The organism is Deltaproteobacteria bacterium (genome assembly GCA_020845775.1).
Lineage (GTDB): Bacteria > Bdellovibrionota_C > UBA2361 > SZUA-149 > JADLFC01 > JADLFC01.
Window position 1 is genome coordinate 1 of the sequence record JADLFC010000027.1, and the last position, 18,446, is coordinate 18,446.

Here is an 18,446-nt window from a genome sequence, read left to right on the forward strand (position 1 = left end):
ACCAAATAAAATAGCAGCCTGGACACTACGCGAACGCGGCACAGATTATGTAATCGTAACACCTGTGCGACAATAAACTTACTACCGACGGACACAATAATAAGTGTCCGTCGGTCTCTCTCTCAATCCCTCAGTCCTCTAAAAATAACCCCCTAAACGCCCACGAGATGGTTGTTTGCAAGCACCGCTTGCGCGGCAGCTACAGTTATCATGTTAAATATCTCATCCACTGAGGCGTGGCGCTGCATTACATAGGCAGGAGCCCGTAAGCCAAGAATAACTGGGCCAACTACTCTTGCTCCTCCTAGATGTTGCAACAACTTGTACGCTATATTTCCCGATTGCATATCGGGAAATATGAGCACATTAGCCGAACTGCGCAAGGCGCAAAAAGGATAATTTTCCGTCAGTATGTCTTCAACTACAGCTGTATCTGCTTGCATTTCCCCATCAATCTCAAGCTCCGGAGCAATCTTCTGAACTAGCTCTTTTGCTCGCCGCACTAAGGTAGCTGAAGGGTGCCTTACGCTGCCAAAATTAGAATAGGAAAGCATAGCAACGCGAGGAACAATATCCATGCTCTTAGCAAACTCGGCTGCGAGAATAGCAATATTAGCTAACTTCTCGCTATCCATATCGATGTTTATTGAAGTATCTGCAAAAAACAACACGCGATCTCCACAAGACACCAAATACAAGCCTGCGGCTGTTTTGACATCCTCTCGCAAACGCACAATCTCTAAGATTGGCCTAACCATATCCGGATAATAGCGATCAACTCCGCAAATCAATCCGTCAACACTTCCCTCGGAAAGCATGGTATTTGCAAAAATATTCGGCTTTTGCATTTCTCGCTTGGCATCGCTTAAAGTGACACCTTTTCGGCTCATATACCCGTAATATTTCTCGATATATGCCGAAAAACGCGAATCCTTCGCCGGTTCTAACAAACTCAGGCACTCAATATTGAGTTTGAGCTTAGTCGCTTGCTCTCTAATATTAGAAATATTTCCTAGCAGTATTGGCTCCGCAATGCCCTCCTCTTTTGCCATAAGCGCGGCTTTAATTACCCTCGGATTCTCTCCCTCCGCCAAGGCTATAGTTTTAGTTCCGCGCCTCTTTGCTAAAGCGTGATATCCACTTAAGATAACCCGACCATGATTTTGCTTGCTCTTAAGACTTAATACGTAATCCTCAACCGATATATCTTTGCGCGCCACACCCGTATCCATAGCAGCAAGTGCAACGGCAGGCGCTACATAGTAAAGCACCCGAGGGTCAAAAGGTTTAGGAATAAAATAATCTCTGCCAAAGGAAAAATGAGCATTTCCATAGGCTCTGCGAACGCTTTCGGGAACTGGCTCTCTAGCAAGACTTGCTAGGGCATTAACGGCCGCTAGCTTCATCTCCGTATTAATCTCTCGCGCCCGCACATCCAAGGCACCACGAAAAATATATGGAAAACCCAATACATTGTTTACCTGATTGGGATAATCGCTTCGTCCTGTGGCTAAAATTATATCTTCGCGCGTAGCCTTAGCTAAGGGATAATCGATCTCTGGGTCGGGATTCGCCATTGCAAAGACTATTGGATTATCTGCCATTGACTGAATCATTTCTGGAGTTACCAGTCCCTTAGTTGATAATCCAATAAAGACATCCGCACCCCTCATTGCTTCCGCAAGCGTCCTTAAGCTAGTTTGGCGAGCAAATTCTTCCTTTTGCGCATTCATCCCCTCCTCTCGCCCCAAGTAAATTACGCCCACCGAATCGCACATTAAAACATTTTCTTCCCTCAACCCCATAACGAACAATAACTTCATACAGGCAATCGCAGCCGCGCCAGCGCCACTTACGACGACGCGCACTTTGTCGAGTTTTTTTTGCGCAAGATCTAAGGCGTTAACCATTGCAGCAGCCGTAATAATCGCCGTGCCGTGTTGATCGTCGTGAAAAACTGGAATGTCGAGTTCGCGCGCTAAAACCTCCTCAATCTCAAAGCATTCTGGCGACTTAATATCTTCTAAATTAATTCCACCAAACGTCGGGGCTAGTGCCTTAACTGTGCTTATAAAATGCTCTATAGAATCGCACTTTAGCTCGATATCAAATACATCTATGTCCGCAAAAGTCTTAAACAGTATCCCCTTGCCTTCCATTACCGGCTTTGATGCCGATGGTCCAATATTTCCAAGACCTAAGACTGCCGTGCCGTTGCTGATAACTGCTACCAAGTTTCCCTTTGACGTATACCGATAAACGGCCTCCTCATCTTCAGCTATCACCTTGCAAGGCTCGGCGACACCTGGCGAATAGGCTAAAGCCAAATCTCTGGCAGTATGACAGGGCTTGGTGGGTAGAACCTGAATCTTTCCAGGAGTAGGACAAGCATGATACTGAAGCGCATCGAAACTATCGCTCATTAGTGTTCCTCTAGATTACTTGCTAATTATTTGTCGTTACTGATGATCTCTTGGATTTTCTCGCCTGCACGGGAGCAAGCGATAGCTGATTTAATATGACCCGCACAGCTGCCGCAGCGGGAACCGCCATAACTAAACCTAGTAGCCCTAGCAAATTCCCCCCAATGACCAGCGCAACCATAATCACTAGCGGGTGAATGCCTACCTTCTCTCCAACTATTTTAGGAGTTAACACAGTTCCCTCTAAAATCTGAACCACCACGAACACGCCCATGACCATGCCAACCTTGAGAAAAGTAAAACCATTTACCAAAGCAATAATCGTAGCTAGAACTACTCCGAGACTTACTCCCAAATAAGGAACTACATTTAGAACTCCCGCTAGGATGCCGACTGTCACAGCGTATGGCAAACCCAACAGATAAAGCCCAAACGAATACCCCAATGCCATGATGAGCCCAACCGTAATTTGCCCTTCAAAGAATGCATATACATAATCGAGGATCTCCGAGCCAACTTTTGCAACTTTGGAACTCAATGGCTCGCCCACGTAATACGCCACGAATCCGTGAAGCTCCTTTAAATCCCTCGCTATATAGTACACGAAAAAAGGCAAAAGAATTGCATTTAAAACAGTAAGGGTAAGCGAATAACCGCTTAGCACTGTCCTCCCCAAGCCTCTAGCAGCGACCTTTAACTGCTCAACACTAAAAACAGAGAAAAATTCAGGCAAGGAGTCCCACAGCTCCAAACTACTTTCAGGTAGTCTAATCCCTAGATCTCTTTCCAAGAAATCTGCAAATTTAATAGCGGCCATCTTTAAATACGACGGAAGAACCCCGATAAAATGAGCATACTCCCTGATTAACAATGGAATAGCCACAACTAAAAGGCCAATCAACAAAATTAGTAGCCCAACTCCTCCTAATATAATTGAAGTGCTTCTGGATACTCCCAATCTCTCGCAACGTTCAAGAATGGGGTTAATCAAGAGGGCAATTATGTACGCTAGAATTAAGAGCGTTGTAACTTCTTTGATGGCAAAAAGTAACGAGACAGTGCATATCGCTATAGCACTCCAAGCGATGCGTCTACGGTGCCGTAATAAGAATGCACCCAGGTCAAAGGCCAATAAATCCTGAGCTGGCAAAGCACTTGTATCCGGCTTCCTGTCCTTTCCCATTTAACTACCTACCTAAAACTCATCACTGGCCTGCCAAACAGCTTTTCGACACTGTTACACAACATCTCCGACGGCTGCACTTGCAAATCAAGTGGCAAGGATAGCACCGTTTCGCTCTTATTGGGATTAGAAAATATTATCTTAACGGGACATCTCCCTTTGTGCTTAGCAAATAAGCTCTTTAGGGATTCGAATCGATCTGCAGAGCAATCATTAGCTGCGATTCGCACGATAGCCTCTTTCGCAGTAGAATCGCGAAGCTCTATAGCTGACAAAATCGCGGACGCTATAATTGTGCGACGTTCATCAGATACGTCTAAGCGTCCAGTAACCACGATCGGCTCGTCGGAAGATAATACGGCACTGGCATTCTGATATACATCGGGCCAAACAATTACTTCAATAGTTCCCGCCATATCTTCCAACAAGAAAGAAGCATATCTATCGCCTTTTCTCGTGTTCCTAAGCTTAAGAATAGTGATGCTTCCGCCAACAGTGACGATTGCGCCATCGCTAAGGGATTTTAAGCTATCTACCGTCACCGCGTGAAATCTCTGTAGGTCGCCTTGGAATTTCTCCAAAGGATGGCCGCTTAAATAAAAACCAAGCGCTTCCTTTTCGTGAGCTAATTTAATATTAATCGGCCACTCGGACAGTAACTCGCGATCCGAAAACCTAAGCTCATCGAGCTCCGGTTCATCGTCAAAAAACATGCTCATTTGTTTAGAGTCTCTCGCTTGCCTAATGCGTTGCGCGCGCTTCAATACATCGTCCAAGCGATGGAGCATTTCAGCTCGCGATAAGCTAGTCCAGTCAAACGCACCAGCTTTAATAAGACTCTCTACCGTCCTTCTATTAAGCACGCCAGATTCGAGACGAGTACAAAAATTTAACAATCCCTTAAAAGGCCCATCGAGCTTCCGGCTATTAATAATTTGCTCCACAGCCTTCTCCCCTACTCCCCTCAGCGCAGCGAGACCAAACACTATTTTGCCATCGACTACACTAAATCCAACTTCTCCCACATTTACATCGGGCGAGACTATTTCGATTCCTTCCTCCTTGCACTCCTTAAAATTCTTTAGCGTCTTATCAGTATCCCCCATCTCCGATGTCATTAGCGCAGCCATAAAATGCTTCGGATAATGCGCCTTGAGATAAGCTGTTTGATAGGAAATCAAAGCATATGCTACAGAGTGACTGCGGTTAAAACCATACCGAGCGAAGGTCTCCATTTGATCGAACACATCAGTGGCCAGTGAGGCCGATATGCCAGCTTTTACAGAGCCTGAAATAAATACTTCGCGTTGCTTGGCCATCTCCTCGGGTTTTTTCTTGCCCATGGCTCGACGAAGCAAATCAGCTTCACCCAAACTATATCCAGCCATATCCCTAGCAATCTGCATTATTTGCTCTTGGTACAGAATGATGCCGTAGGTGTCTTTGAGAATGGGCTGTAGGAGTGGATGAAGATATTTCACTGGCTCGCGCCCATGCTTGCGATTTATAAAGTGATCGGCCATGCCGGCATCCAAGGGTCCCGGTCGATACAGGGCTAAAATCGCCACGATATCATCAAAGCAAGTGGGCTTAAGGCGACTAACCATCTCCGTTATGCCGCTCGATTCGAGTTGGAATACGCCTATAGTTCGCCCTGACGATATAAGTTCATAAGTAACCTTATCATCTAGTGGAAGTTCATTGACTTCAATTCGCTCACCAGTATCTCCATAAATCATTTGCACTGCGGTGTTTAAGACAGTAAGAGTTTTCAAGCCCAGAAAATCGAATTTTACGAGTCCGATTTTTTCGACGGAACTCATTGCGAACTGGGTAACAACTTGCTGATCCTTGTCGAGCATTAGCGGAAGCATTTCCACGACTGGCCTATCGGCGATTACTAACCCCGCTGCATGTGTTGACGTGTGGCGCGAAAGCCCCTCTAGCTTCTGTGCAAGGCCAATTAGCTGAGCACCCTCACCTTCCGCGTATTCGCTAAGGCGCTTATCCATTTTTAGCGACTGACTAATCGAAAAGTCAAAACCCTGCCTGGGAGCCGGGATGAGTTTAGCCACGCGATCTGTTTCGGCAAAACTTAAACCCAATACGCGGCCCACATCTTTAATTGCAGCCTTGGCTTTTAGCGTTCCAAAGGTAATGATCTGCGCCACTCTATCTCTGCCGTACTTGGACTTAACGTACTCGATAACCTCATCTCGTCCGTTGATGCAAAAATCTATATCGATATCTGGCAGGCTTATTCTTTCAGGGTTTAAAAACCGCTCAAAAAGCAACCCGTGCAATAGTGGATCCACTTCGGTAATGCTTAACGCATACGCGACCAATGAACCCGCCGCACTTCCACGACCTGGACCAACTGGGATACCTCGGCGCTTTGCCCATTTAATGAAATCCGAAACGACCAGGAAATACCCAGCAAAACCCATATACAAGATTAGCTTTATTTCTTCGTCAAGTCGTTCGCTATAAGCTGGTTCGATTTCAATCGGCAAATTATCATCCACCACCTGCCTTCGCCGCCGCAAACGCTCCTTTAAACCATTACGAGCCTCATCTGCGAACTGTTCCTCGAGGGTTACGCCCACAGGGGTATTAAAGACTGGCATGTGATAAGTAGAAAAGTCGAACTCTAATTCGCACAAGTTTGCAATATCTCTAGTTCTTTTTATTGCATCGTGAAACTCTGGAAGTTCGGCTAACATTTCATCGGCTGTTTTAAAATGCAAACACACATCGGTGTGTCGAATGCGATCCTCGTCTGTTAACAACTTGCCCGTAGATACGCACATCAATACATCGTGGAGATGTTGGTCATCGGCAGACAAGTAATGCACATCGTTGGTAGCTACAAGTGGGACTCCTAAATCACGTCCGACTTCTCGAGCTAACTTATTAATAGCCTGCTGCTCTCTTGCTACATGAGGTTGAATTTCTAAGTAATAGCGATCGCCAAAAACACCGAGATATTTCTCAACATGCGCGCGAGCCCCCACATAATCCTCAGCCTTAGCAAACGAAGCAAATTCTCCAGACATGCAACCGCTTAAGACTACTAAGCCAGAATTTAGCTCTTTAAGGAGCTCAAAATCTATACGGGGCTTAAAGTAAAACCCTTCGGTAAAACCCGCAGTAATTAATTTGCACAAGTTGTGATAGCCGACTTTGTTCTTCGCAAGAAGAGTTAAGTGGAAGAGTTGTGAACCGCCCTGAGATTTAAGTTTCTTTTCAAATCGACTAGAAGGCGTAATATAAACTTCACATCCTATTATTGGCTTAACGCCGGCAGATTTTGCGAGCTCGTAAAACTCTATAGCCCCATGCATGACGCCATGATCCGTCATTGCAACGGCATCTTGCCCGCAGCTCTTTGCATACGAAATGAGCTCTTTTAGCTTTATTGCTCCGTCGAGAACGCTATACTGCGTATGCAGATGTAAATGAACAAAACTACTCATAAAGCTAACATTAGCAAGTTACAGCGATACTTAAGTATTATAGGTAGAGAATGCTGCCGCACTCCGAAACTACGAACCTAAGCTAACAGCTCGATCCACCGCCACAACCCCCACATGTGCGCCTAACGGTATTTGGATTATTGAACTTAAAACCACTCCCCTGTGGTCCAGAAACATAATCGACAACCGTGCCTTTAAGATAACTTGCACTTGCTATATCTACGCGGATTTTAAGTCCATCGATTTCAAAAACCAAATCCCCTGGCCTACTCGAGTTCGAAAAATCCAAGGCGTATTGCAAACCCGAACACCCTCCGCCTTTTACAGCAACTCGCAAGGCGTGGTTAAGCTCCAAACCCTCTTCTTGCATTGCCTGTTTAACCATCTCCACAGCCTTCGGAGTTAAACTTAGCAAACATTCATCGTCAGAACATCTCGATTCCATAAATGCCCCCTTAAAGTCTAATTAGCTTCCTTATAAATAGCCTGTATGCTTAACAGTAGCTTGATAGCTTCGGCTTTAGAGCGCTGAAACGAGTTTCGACCGATAATAGATCCAAAAGCCCCGCCAGCCGCTAGACTGCGAATTTCGGAGAGCAGTCCTTCTTCACCCTTAGTTTCACCTCCAGAGAATATTACTATACGGCGGCCATTAAACGCACTCTGCACGACATGAGATACTCGTTCTGCTAGCGACGAAATGCTTATATTTGCTTTTTCGTAAACCTTCTTAGCGCTAGCAAGTTCGATGTGCTCAGTGGGTGGCTTGACTTTAACAATGTGCGCTCCGAGTTGACACGCTATTTGCGCAGCGTATGCTACGACGTCTACCGCGGTCTCTCCTTCCTTAGATAATCCCTCACCACGGGGATATGACCAAACCACCACTGCTAAACCAGCCTCTCTAGCTTCCTCTGAAATAGCGCGAATTTCTTCATACATCTCATTCCTAAACGAGGATCCTGGATAGATAGTAAAACCTATAGCAGAGCAGCCAAGCCTTAACGCATCTTTAACGCTAGCAGTTATTGCCGGCTTTGGGTTTGCGGTCGAAAAAAGGGAATCGGAGTTATTGAGCTTTAATATTAAAGGGATTTGACCAGCAAATTCAGCCGCGCCTGCTGCAAGAAAGCCATAAGGGGCAGCATATGCATTGCATCCTGCGGCGATAGCCAGCTCAAAATGGTAACGAGGATCGTAGGCTGATGGATTAGGAGCAAAGCTTCGTGCTGGACCATGTTCAAAACCCTGGTCTACCGGTAAAATTACAAATTTACCCGTTCCGCTCAAATTTCCCGAACACATTATTCGTCGCAAATTGGATAAAACACCTGGGTTTTCATTGCCATACCAGCTTAGGATTTCTTTTACACGTGCTGTCATATCATTTCCCTAAAAATAATTTACGCATTCACCGCAACAATTTAGGCAGAACGCACTCATGAGCGATAGTGTTTGTTCTCAGCAAAATTGCCACAACAACAAAAAAACTAGAAAACATTATAACAATATAGGCGCCCATTGCCAGCAAAAGCGCCATAAAAGTGCATATATGCGCATTAGCGAACGAAAAATTAGCAACAGATTTGCGACAAAACAGTCGATTTAATACTCAGGACAGGCCGCATTTGGCTGTTTGTCCTGACATCAATGCAGTAAACAATACCGATGACGGTTTAGGTATATGTGCAGTATCAAAATATCTACTCCACCAACAACACTACTAAAAAAACTTTTTTTTCGAGCCAATTCGTATTTTTTTGATCGACAGGCACAAAGATTAAAGATTATAACAATCTATGTGCACACAATAATATTAGCTTCATTACTTTTTTGTTCACCACCCTGCCAAGCTGCCCCGGAGAATTTCGAGACTATTAATACGCCTCGATTTACTCTGTATATAGAAACAAATGAGGATGTCCAAGACAATGAGAAAGTGCGCTCGCAAAATGTTGCGAGCGAGGCTATTAAGTTGCTGAACGCAAATTACGAGGAACTTACTCGCATATTCTCCGCAGTTCCCCAAAAAAAAGTTATTTTGCGTTTTCTTTCGCCGGACGAATTTCGAAGAGCAACTGGGGCGCCAGCGTGGACGAGTGCAATGTATTATCGCGGCGAAATAAGTATCCCTATGCAAAACGATCGCTCGGTTCAGATGGAGCAATTGAAGCGGTCGTTAAGGCACGAATATGTTCATGCCATAGTAGCGGAACTTTCGGGCAATCGTTGTCCAGCATGGCTCGATGAGGGCATTGCTCAGATTCTGGAGGGACAAGCGAATCCAATACTAGGGCCCGCGTTAAGACAGTGGTTGACGTATGACAATCCCATTCCTCTTGCTTGGCTGGAGAACGGATTTACCACTTTAGACAAGTCGGTCGTACCGCCCGCCTATGCCCAATCGCTTTTCGCGACGCGAACATTGATTAATAGCAATGGCTTTGCCTCTATACGAAATTACTTAAGTCTACTTCAGTTTGGCGCTTCATCAGAGGAAGCTTTTAGCGAAGCTTTTGGCAGTTCGCTAAATGAATTCGAGTCCCAGTTACAGCAGCAACTAAGGCGCTGGGCCGCATCGACCGATGCAAAGTTTTAGGTGCAAGTTTAGGCAAGCACGCCAAAAAAAGGCGTTGTCGGAAAACTAGCGCGGTTCTCAGACAACTATTTTTTTTAGTAACATACCCTAAAAAAATCCAACTTTTCAGCTGGCACACAAATTGCAGTAAATTCATGAGCATTAGCGCTGTAGTTTTTTTGCACGTTTATACCATTTACAAAAATCCTTTTTGTAAATGGTATAAACAGCAAGTGCGTAAGCACTTGCCAATAAACAACAAATACCGTTTCCAAAAAGTAAAATATTTAACTTACTTTTTGGAAACGGTTTATGTGAACGCGTGCTCAGTTAGAGAGGACATAGTTGGAGGGTAATAATTATGAGGTTTTTTAAGTATTTATCGTTAGCTTTGGTAACATTTGTGAATGCTTGTTCTTATCCAGTAAAAATTCACGCTTGGAATGAATTTCAAGGAGTTCCTACACCTGTCTTTACAGCATACGATCCAGACAAAGCCGATCAAAGACCAGTATATACAAGCATTAAAGTTTATGAGGAAAAGGGCTCATGTGAGGTACCTTATTGTCCGCTGATGTGGCACGTTGAAGTCTCAAAATTTCAAAGTCCTACTCACATCGTCTACGGAGGATTTCCAGGACTAGGTTCCTCGACTATTCAGTCGGCCTATCCTTTAAACAAGGAAGGTCATTACTCACTAGTGGTAAGCGAGGAAGGTTTTAATGGCAGCGACTCAGTGCAGGGCTATTTGCCATTTGAAATAACCAATGAGGGCAAGATTCGCGAAAAAGAAATGAAAGATTAAAAATTGTTCGAAAAATTTTGCCTCAACGAATTGCTGCGTTGCATGCCCCTCCACGAATTGGTGCATGCCAACTTAGTCTTACTTTAAACTGCTTAAAGTTCAACCCGAAATCGAGAAGAATATCGATATGTTAATTAGACTTAAGAACACCACCGACCCTAAGAAGATATAACCTGCCGTGGCGAGGTAAGAGAAAAAGCTATTGCCAAAACCACCTCTGCAAGGCAGAACGCCAAGAGATTAGTAGCGATGTTGTCGGTAAAGCCGTAGGTGTGAAGTCCAACATTTAAGAGGTTTACGCCAAACCAAGCGACGGCCACTACGACATTGCCAAGAACTAAACCGATGGCAAAGCCGGTTTCCTTCAGAATCTCACATAGGCGTCCATGAATCAAAGCGAGAAACCACAAGACAATTAACAAGGCCCCATTTTCTTTTGGGTCCCACCCCCAAAAGCGCCCCCAAGATTGATCTGCCCAAATCCCGCCCAATATAGTGCCTAGAGTGGTAAAAAACAGAGAAACCAAAGCTAGCCCTAGCAAGTTGCGAAACAATTCGCTTAAACTCACGCTATCCATCCTTCTGGCATTTCGCAAAAATAAATACACGTGCGCCAAAATCCCTGCAACAATGGCCGTTCCGTAGCCAATAGTGATAGTAACTACATGCGTTGCTAGCCAAAAATTAGAATCCAATACGGCCACCAACATTCCCATAGTATCCCCGTCCGAGGCGTAACTAAAACCAACAAAGTGCAAAAGGGATCCACAAAGCGCCGCAGCAAATATACCAAGCGAATTCTTGCGACGGCACTCCAAAAATATACAACTCGCCACCGCAATAAACCCAACAAAAATGATGGACTCATAGAGATTTGAAACCGGCGGTCGCCCCATTATAAACATTCTTAAAACTAGACCAACTAAATGCAACAACGCGCCAACCACAACGAAGGAAAAACTTATCCGCCCGAGAGCTAGTGGCCAAAAAAGCCAACTCGACATCAACAACAACAGAGCCCCGATGTAGCAATATAGACTTCTATAAAAAAAATCTCCCTTGTTGTAATACAATTCTAAACTAACATTCTCGCGCGAAGGAGACATTTCATTAAACTCCGCCATGTATTTCGTGGCGAGCGTATCGCCTGCATACATTGCTAAAAAAGCCTTATTTAAAATATCGAGCATTGTCTTCTCGCGAATGTCTGTCTCCTGCTTATCCATCAACTCCCAGGGAGTAGACCATTTTCCAGCACCCGCAGCAGGCATAATAGACAATACTAGCGACGAAACGCCTTCTTTTTTGGCATTCAAAATTGTTATTAAATCTACTAAAGACCTCTCTTCCTCACTTAGCTCTCCTCCGACAACTGCATTTAGTTGGCGAATCTTGTCATAGATAAGTGCTGTTTTCCGCACAAAATGGAAATAATTTGCGCCAACGCCTGGAACGAGCTCTAGATCCTTTGCTAACTGCTCGTTTCCCACAACAATATCTGGAACGAACATGGCGAAAGTTCTACCTATGTCAAAGTAGCGAATGGTTTTCATGTAAACTTCTAGGAGTTGATCTTCTATTCTCGTTCTATCAGTCTTTGGCTTCGCATAGAGAGCACTAAAATCAGAATGCATGGCTTGCAGCGGCTCGCGAATCTGATTAAAAGAATAGTAATGATCCTTTTCCGGAGTAGTTATTTTTAGAGCAGATAGAATATCTGGATTATTTATCTTAAAAACTTTCTCGTCGTAAGCAGCTGTTGTATGGCTAAGAGTATTTAACAACCATTCGCTCGCACTCTTTCCCTTAAATGAAGTCCTTCCCGAAAAAATTAACAAGTAAATGCGCGCAACCGTATCCATCGGCTTTAAGCGCCCCTCATGCTGAACTAATATTCGCTCAAACTCGCCAACCAAAGGTTCGGTATTCTTGATGGCGAGCAGTGGAGATAAAAATAAATAGCCACTAAGAAGCAGGCTTACCAAAAAAATTGTTTTTTTTATTATGGAATTCAAAGACGACTCTATGCTTTTTTCTCAAGCCTCCTGCCTAACGATGAGCTTGGGAAGCTGAATCAGCAGATGCACAAATAGACCGATACATATCACAATACTAGAAATATATGGGAACAGTCGACCGTAATTTTTTACTACAGCTAGAACCGTTACGTCTCCTTCTCCGCCACCTTGCATGAATGAGGATTGATAAAAAGTATAATTCTCCTGTCTAAGTGGATGATTCATGACAATTTCCGCTCGCCGCGTCGTATCGCGGTCTACTACCTCAACAATAGAGCGATAACTCTTGGCCTTGTCGGTTCCAGGATGTAGCTCCTGACTAAAATCTATCAATTTAATTGAAAACGGCAATGGATAACGCTTATGCCTTAACGAAAGCTCGACTAAACGATCCCCCATTTGTATGGTCTGCTCTCCAGGCATAAACTCAAAGGCAACATAAGTTCCATCTATCTCGGGACTAAGCCCATCGAGGGCCAATATCACGGCCGCTCGATTCTTTTCACTATTTACATCGAGAGATAACGCCTGTATGTCAAAATCATTTAGGAGACCTCGCGCACTAGCATCACTCTTTTCCTTGCGCTCCTCTACTTTTGCATTTTTAAAAAAATCAACAACAGTAATGCGCCCATTAAGAGAAGCATTGCTAATAACTTTCCCTTTTGTAAGTTCCTCGCCAGGAACCACCAACAGCTCAGGCTTATCCGAAGCGGACGAATCGCTAACAACTAGCTCTACTTCGTGGTAATCCTCAAAATAAGAAACTGTTTCGTTTTCTGGAATCACCATTGCACCTTCCACAGAATAATAGGCCGTTACAAATCCACCTAATAGAAGAAAAAAAACGCCATAATGCGAAATAATGACGCCTAACTGCTTTACCCTAAATGGACTAGCAAACAGCAGCTTACACGAGAGGTTTATAAACATTACTACCATGACCAATCGCGCACCGGGGACTAAAATAAATCCTTTAGAAACTAACCAGGAAGAAAAGTAAATCTGCTGGGACTGATAGATTCCAACCCTATTTTGAGCAATAGTACCAATAACCAGTAAAGTTGCTAGCCAAATTGTGCAATAAAAAAATATTTTTGAAGAAGAAAGAAAATCTTTAATCGAAAAATTACCCACCAGTCACTACCTAAAACAAAACCTTCTTAAAAATCCTGTCTCAGTTCTACTTTTTGTCCTTGCCCTTTCCCTTATCTGTCACCTCTTCCGGTTGCTCAGCAGCCTTTGGCTTTGGCAGAGCAGCGCTATAACAGTTAACTGGGCCAGACCGAGTAGACAAACAAACCCCTAAGTTTCTTGAACAGTCACTCGAAATTGAATCTAATAGCTTCCTTCGCGCCACGAAATCTAGTTCTCTATAATCAACAGATAATGGCTTAAGCTTCTCTGCCGTACACGACGATTCGCTCTCTCTAACCTTTTCGCAATGAACTTTAGCCTTCCCTCGTTCTTCCGACAAACGCCTCATAAGACTTTCCTTAAGCCTCTCATCGTCGCTTCCCTTCTCGCTTACGTTTCCGAAAAATTCCTCAATTGCCTCCTCGCTCTTGTCTGTGTCTTTTGGCAAATCTTTGCCTTTGCTCACAGCCGTAACAACCAGTTCCTTCCCTGGCTGCCCCGATGACGGTGGTGGCGGCGGCGGCGGTAATCGCTTCCAAGTGTAAAATATTTCAGCCTCACAGACTCTATCATCTTCAACCGGAGGTACCACTTCTTCCACAGGCTTTTCTTCCTTGTCGGACTTCTTAGCTGACTTATCCACCGCTACAGCACTACTCGAAAAGACAAGTGCTAAAATTAAACCAAAAAGCAATCCCCCAAATATACAAAGCCAACACGTCCTTTTGTACATACAATTTGTCGTAATTAAAAAAGCTAATAATTTTTATCTGGTCAATGAAGCATTTAAGTAGCTCGCCCGTCTATATCTAAGTTTTAGGTTAACACGAGCACCTGAGCAAGATTATAGCTGTTGATATACAGTAGGTAAGCAACAATCATCTCCTCGGGTAGCTCAAAAAAGGAAAAATAAGAGGTAAGTATGGCAGAGGCTTTTATGATTGCCGATGAAGTTAATCAGAATATGCAACAGTTTTCGCTTAATCACTCTAGCACCCCAGAGAGAAATTTGCTCGTTGCGATGGTGCAACGCGCACTACTCGATTACTTCGGAACTTGTTTTTTAGAAAAGAAAAACGCTACAGAGTGGCTTTTTGCCGAACAGGAACCCACTGAAACAGAAAACCAAGTGTTTTCCTTTTCATGGATTTGCGATCAGCTCGACTTAGAGCAGGAACAAGTGCTGTCGCAGATATCTAAAATGAAACCCACAGACGAGGCCGCCGCTCACAAATGGGGAGGCATGCGCCGAATTGGCTAGATAGAATTTTCCTTAAAGGGTCTGCTTTTTGCAGGCCCTTTAACCAATCTCCGCCACAACCGAAATTTCAATTCGAGCACCGAGCGGAAGGTCTTTAACCGCTACGGTCTGCCTCGCTGGAGCGGCATTTGGGTTAATAAACTCGCCGTATATTTGATTAACAGTTTTTCCATCGCCAATATCAGCTAAAAAAACCGTTGTCATCAAAACTCGTTCAAAACTACTCCCCGCAGCTTTTAGCACTGCATCTAAATTGCTTAGTACCTGCCTAGCTTCCGACTCAACCCCACCAGCCACTAGCGTACCAGTATCCGGACTTATCCCGATTTGCCCCGCCGAAAACACAAAATTCCCGCTCACTGCAGCCTGCGAATATGGCCCAACCGGCTTCGGTGCATTTTTAGCATCATTAATTACTTTCATATTAACACCCAGTAAAACTAAAACGTCTTTGTATACGGGACCCAAGGCTCCCATTTGCTCGAGTGATCGCGACAATAAAACGTTTTAAGCTTGTTATCCTCACCATATATTACTTTAATCCGAAAAACTCTAAACCCTGGTTGCTCCGGCGAATTGGGGGTTAATACAATTGCCGCTGGCGGAACTGGACGAATGATTTTTGCCCTTTCATCTTTATCTATCTCCACTACGACAGACTCCTGATGTCCAATATAAAAAACTCCCGCTTCACTGCAACTAAGCGCATCGATACCCACAGGTGGATACTTGTTTTCCAGTTTTTCTGAAATTAGGCAAAGCGAACTACTGTCACCCTCCGAATTGCCGGACGAAAAATACGCTAAAAGCATTTAACTAACTCCTCTCATAAACTTCCCCTATCTCGATCCGTCACTCCTTTTCCCGTAGCCCTCTTCATACGAGCAACTGCCAAATTATAATCGTACAAAGCCTGCACCTCATTAAGCCGCGCCTCCGTAAGAGCCACCTGGGCATTTAGCAAATCTAACTGTATACCCGCCCCTGCATTAATGCGATTTATCGCCAGTCTAACACTTTCTTCTGCCGTTTCCACCACTTTTCTCGAGGCTTTCAACAACGTCCTAGCCTCTCTAAGCGACGAATAAGCCTGCTTTGCCTCCACTTCCACATCTAGCCGAGCCTGGCGCAATGCCGCCTCGGCATTTAAAACCTCGCTCTGCCTCTCGGCAATGCGCGAACTAGTCTGCCAACTATCAAAAATCTTCCAATTTGCCTCTATCCGCGCTCGCCATCCATTCAAGGTGTCACTTAAATCGTTACTAAAGCGCGACTTCTCTACCCCATAAGATCCAACTGCCACTACTACTGGCCAATAATCAGCCTTTTCCACCTTAACCCCTTGCTTACTAGCATCTATTAGCAGTTTAAGTCGCTTAATGTGTGGTCTGTTAGTAAGCGCCTTATGCAAGGCGTCCTCCAGAGAAATCGCAAATGCCTTCTGCCGCAACTCCCCGTCTAAAGCAAATGGCTTTTTTTTCAAACTCAAGTCCTCCTGCAAAAAACCAATGATTTGCAGCAACTCTTCATAAGAAAGATTTACCTCATTCTTAGCCCTAATTAGCCTTGTCAGGCTATTGGCAACCTCCACCTCCGCCCGTAATACATTAAACTGCGAAACATCGCCTACCTTTAGCTTTTCCCTTTCGCTCCTTAACGCCTCTTCCAAGAGCTCAACTGATTGCTTCTGAACACTAAGTTTAGATTTAGCGAGCAGCACATCTAAAAAGCGCGCCTCAACATCCATCACAACTTCTAACTCAACCTCCCTTAGTTCGAGTTCAGCCGCTAGTTCGCGCAAACTCTCTCGCCTATAAGCCGCCATGCTCTTGCCACCAGCATAAAGCGGTTGGCGCAACTCTAACTTCGAATCGAAATTCTTATTTGAACCAAAAGCATCCTCGCGAAAAGTCTCGACAAGCGAATCATCCACTTGCTCATAACTTCCGTCTAAAGCCACCCTCGGCAGCATATAAGACCTAACCTCTAACTTCACATTGCGCTGCTGCTCAATGCGATTTTTAGCCGTAATTATGTCCAAGTTGTGTTCTAAAGCCAAATCTACTGCCTTTGAAAGACTAAGCTTACTAGGGCCCGATAAACTCGCTTCTTCAGCCAAAATGTCTCTCTTGAACAAACAACTCGCCAAAAATGCCAACAACAGCATGGCGCCAGGCAATCGCGGATTTGGCTTAGAGAACACCCGCTCCTTAATCTCATCGAATATTACATAAACAACTGGGATGACAAAAAATGTTAAAACCGTCGCTGTAGTCATACCACCCACCACGGCAACGCCCATTGGCCTACGGCTTTCGGCACCCGCACCAAAACCAATAGCTATTGGGAAAATTCCAGTTATCGTGCCAAGCGCAGTCATCAGTATTGGGCGAAAGCGAATCGCAGCGGCTTCGAGCATAGCCTCTCTTGCGCTAACCCCTTTAGCCCTCTGCTGATTAGCAAATTCGACTAACAAAATAGAATTCTTAGTAACTAGTCCTAGCAATAATACCATGCCGATTTGGCTAAAAACGTTAATAGTCATGGATGGTATTCGCGGCACTAGACCCGACAGAATTCCCGCAATCGCCGGCGGATCAGGCGAATAGTTTGCCCAACCATAGAGCATCGTCCCTAAGGAATCCACTTGATTGAGCAACCATAAACTTCCACTCGCCCCAATGGCCGCTAGCGGAAGGGCCACCATTACTGTAATGGGATGAACCAAACTTTCAAACTGAGCTGCAAGAACTATATAAATAGTAAGAACTGCAAGTAGGATGACAAACCATGTTTCACTCCCCGTCTCTTGTAAATCTGAAGCCTCACCTTTCCAAACATATCTAAAATCCGCTGGCAGCATTTCCTCTAATATGGCTTCTGTGTTCTCAATAGCCGTCCCCAGTGCGACGCTCCCCACGGGAGTGCCCTCTATCGTTGCCGACCTAATGCGATTGTAGTGAAAAATAGCGTTAGGCCCTGCAACCTCGCTATATTTTACTAAATTGCTTAATTGAATTAAACCACCGCTATCGCTCCTCACGTGCACTCTATCTAGATCTGCTGGACGAAGGCGCGATTCTCTGTTTAATTGCACAATGACATCGTACTGCTTGCCGCCAATCTTAATATCGCTTAAATCTCTACCACCAAAAAGAATTTGCAATGTCCTAGCGATAGCATCTATCGGCACTCCTAAAGCTGCCGCGCGTTCGCGCTCAATCTTAACTTCTAGTTGTGGCTTATTAAACTCAAAGGCAGAACGCACGCCGAACAGCATCCCAGTTTCGCGCAAAGCTTGAGAAACTTTTTGAACATACTCGTCTAGTTTATCTAAATTGTCGTGCTGGAGTGCCAACTGAAAACTCTGACTGTATCCGCGCCCAATCGACTGCGGAAGAATCGCCAATGCCAATGCGCCCTCTACCTCGGAAAAAAACCTACTCCGAATTCCATTTGGCCCATCTAGGAGGTCCTGCACACTGCGATCCCTTTCTGGGCGAAACCTCACAAACATGAGCCCTTCACTAGACCTACCTGGGCCACCTCGAGACAAGGCCACAGC

At 44.7% G+C, this 18,446-nt stretch carries 14 protein-coding genes; 3 read left to right on the top strand and 11 right to left on the bottom strand.

Annotation, left to right across the window (positions count from 1 at the left end):
* Positions 1 to 152: 152 nt before the first annotated feature.
* From IT291_01525 to IT291_01545, 5 genes are all read right to left on the bottom strand, one after another.
* A complete protein-coding gene (locus IT291_01525; GenBank protein ID MCC6219900.1) occupies positions 153 to 2,423 on the bottom strand; it encodes an NADP-dependent malic enzyme in 2,271 nt (756 codons plus the stop codon).
* Between the two features lie 22 nt (positions 2,424 to 2,445).
* Positions 2,446 to 3,606 (bottom strand): AI-2E family transporter, encoded by a 1,161-nt coding sequence (locus IT291_01530; GenBank protein ID MCC6219901.1) that lies wholly within the window; start codon positions 3,604 to 3,606, stop codon positions 2,446 to 2,448.
* A gap of 8 nt (positions 3,607 to 3,614) precedes the next feature.
* Positions 3,615 to 7,082: a DNA polymerase III subunit alpha gene (dnaE, locus tag IT291_01535; protein ID MCC6219902.1), complete on the bottom strand. Its 3,468-nt coding sequence runs from the start codon at positions 7,080 to 7,082 to the stop codon at positions 3,615 to 3,617.
* 82 nt (positions 7,083 to 7,164) lie between these two features.
* Positions 7,165 to 7,527, bottom strand: coding sequence for an iron-sulfur cluster assembly accessory protein (locus IT291_01540; protein ID MCC6219903.1), 363 nt, complete (start codon positions 7,525 to 7,527; stop codon positions 7,165 to 7,167).
* A 17-nt stretch (positions 7,528 to 7,544) separates the two neighbouring features.
* Positions 7,545 to 8,465 (bottom strand): class I fructose-bisphosphate aldolase, encoded by a 921-nt coding sequence (locus IT291_01545; protein ID MCC6219904.1) that lies wholly within the window; start codon positions 8,463 to 8,465, stop codon positions 7,545 to 7,547.
* A 556-nt stretch (positions 8,466 to 9,021) separates the two neighbouring features.
* On the opposite strand from IT291_01545, the gene IT291_01550 reads away from it, so the two are divergent.
* A complete protein-coding gene (locus IT291_01550; GenBank protein ID MCC6219905.1) occupies positions 9,022 to 9,681 on the top strand; it encodes a hypothetical protein in 660 nt (219 codons plus the stop codon).
* Between the two features lie 340 nt (positions 9,682 to 10,021).
* Positions 10,022 to 10,465, top strand: a complete 444-nt coding sequence (locus IT291_01555) for a hypothetical protein (GenBank protein ID MCC6219906.1) — start codon at positions 10,022 to 10,024, stop codon at positions 10,463 to 10,465.
* 158 nt (positions 10,466 to 10,623) lie between these two features.
* Here the strand turns inward: IT291_01555 and ccsA are convergent, their stop codons facing one another.
* From ccsA to IT291_01570, 3 genes are read right to left on the bottom strand one after another with little or no spacing between them, the layout of a single operon-like run.
* Complete coding sequence (gene ccsA, locus IT291_01560) at positions 10,624 to 12,480, bottom strand: cytochrome c biogenesis protein CcsA (GenBank protein ID MCC6219907.1); 1,857 nt, start codon at positions 12,478 to 12,480, stop codon at positions 10,624 to 10,626.
* A gap of 21 nt (positions 12,481 to 12,501) precedes the next feature.
* A complete protein-coding gene (locus tag IT291_01565; GenBank protein ID MCC6219908.1) occupies positions 12,502 to 13,620 on the bottom strand; it encodes a cytochrome c biogenesis protein ResB in 1,119 nt (372 codons plus the stop codon).
* A 46-nt stretch (positions 13,621 to 13,666) separates the two neighbouring features.
* Positions 13,667 to 14,353, bottom strand: coding sequence for a hypothetical protein (locus tag IT291_01570; GenBank protein MCC6219909.1), 687 nt, complete (start codon positions 14,351 to 14,353; stop codon positions 13,667 to 13,669).
* Positions 14,354 to 14,542: 189 nt separating this feature from the next.
* Here IT291_01570 and IT291_01575 point away from each other — a divergent pair, with 189 nt between their 5' ends.
* Positions 14,543 to 14,881 carry a hypothetical protein gene (locus tag IT291_01575; protein MCC6219910.1) on the top strand — a complete coding sequence of 113 codons (339 nt, stop codon included), beginning with the start codon at positions 14,543 to 14,545 and terminating at the stop codon, positions 14,879 to 14,881.
* A 39-nt stretch (positions 14,882 to 14,920) separates the two neighbouring features.
* Here the strand turns inward: IT291_01575 and IT291_01580 are convergent, their stop codons facing one another.
* The 3 genes from IT291_01580 to IT291_01590 all read right to left on the bottom strand — a co-directional run.
* Positions 14,921 to 15,304 (bottom strand): hypothetical protein, encoded by a 384-nt coding sequence (locus IT291_01580; GenBank protein MCC6219911.1) that lies wholly within the window; start codon positions 15,302 to 15,304, stop codon positions 14,921 to 14,923.
* A 17-nt stretch (positions 15,305 to 15,321) separates the two neighbouring features.
* A complete protein-coding gene (locus IT291_01585; GenBank protein MCC6219912.1) occupies positions 15,322 to 15,693 on the bottom strand; it encodes a hypothetical protein in 372 nt (123 codons plus the stop codon).
* A 14-nt stretch (positions 15,694 to 15,707) separates the two neighbouring features.
* On the bottom strand, positions 15,708 to 18,446 hold a 2,739-nt coding region (locus IT291_01590), incomplete at its 5' end, for an efflux RND transporter permease subunit (protein ID MCC6219913.1).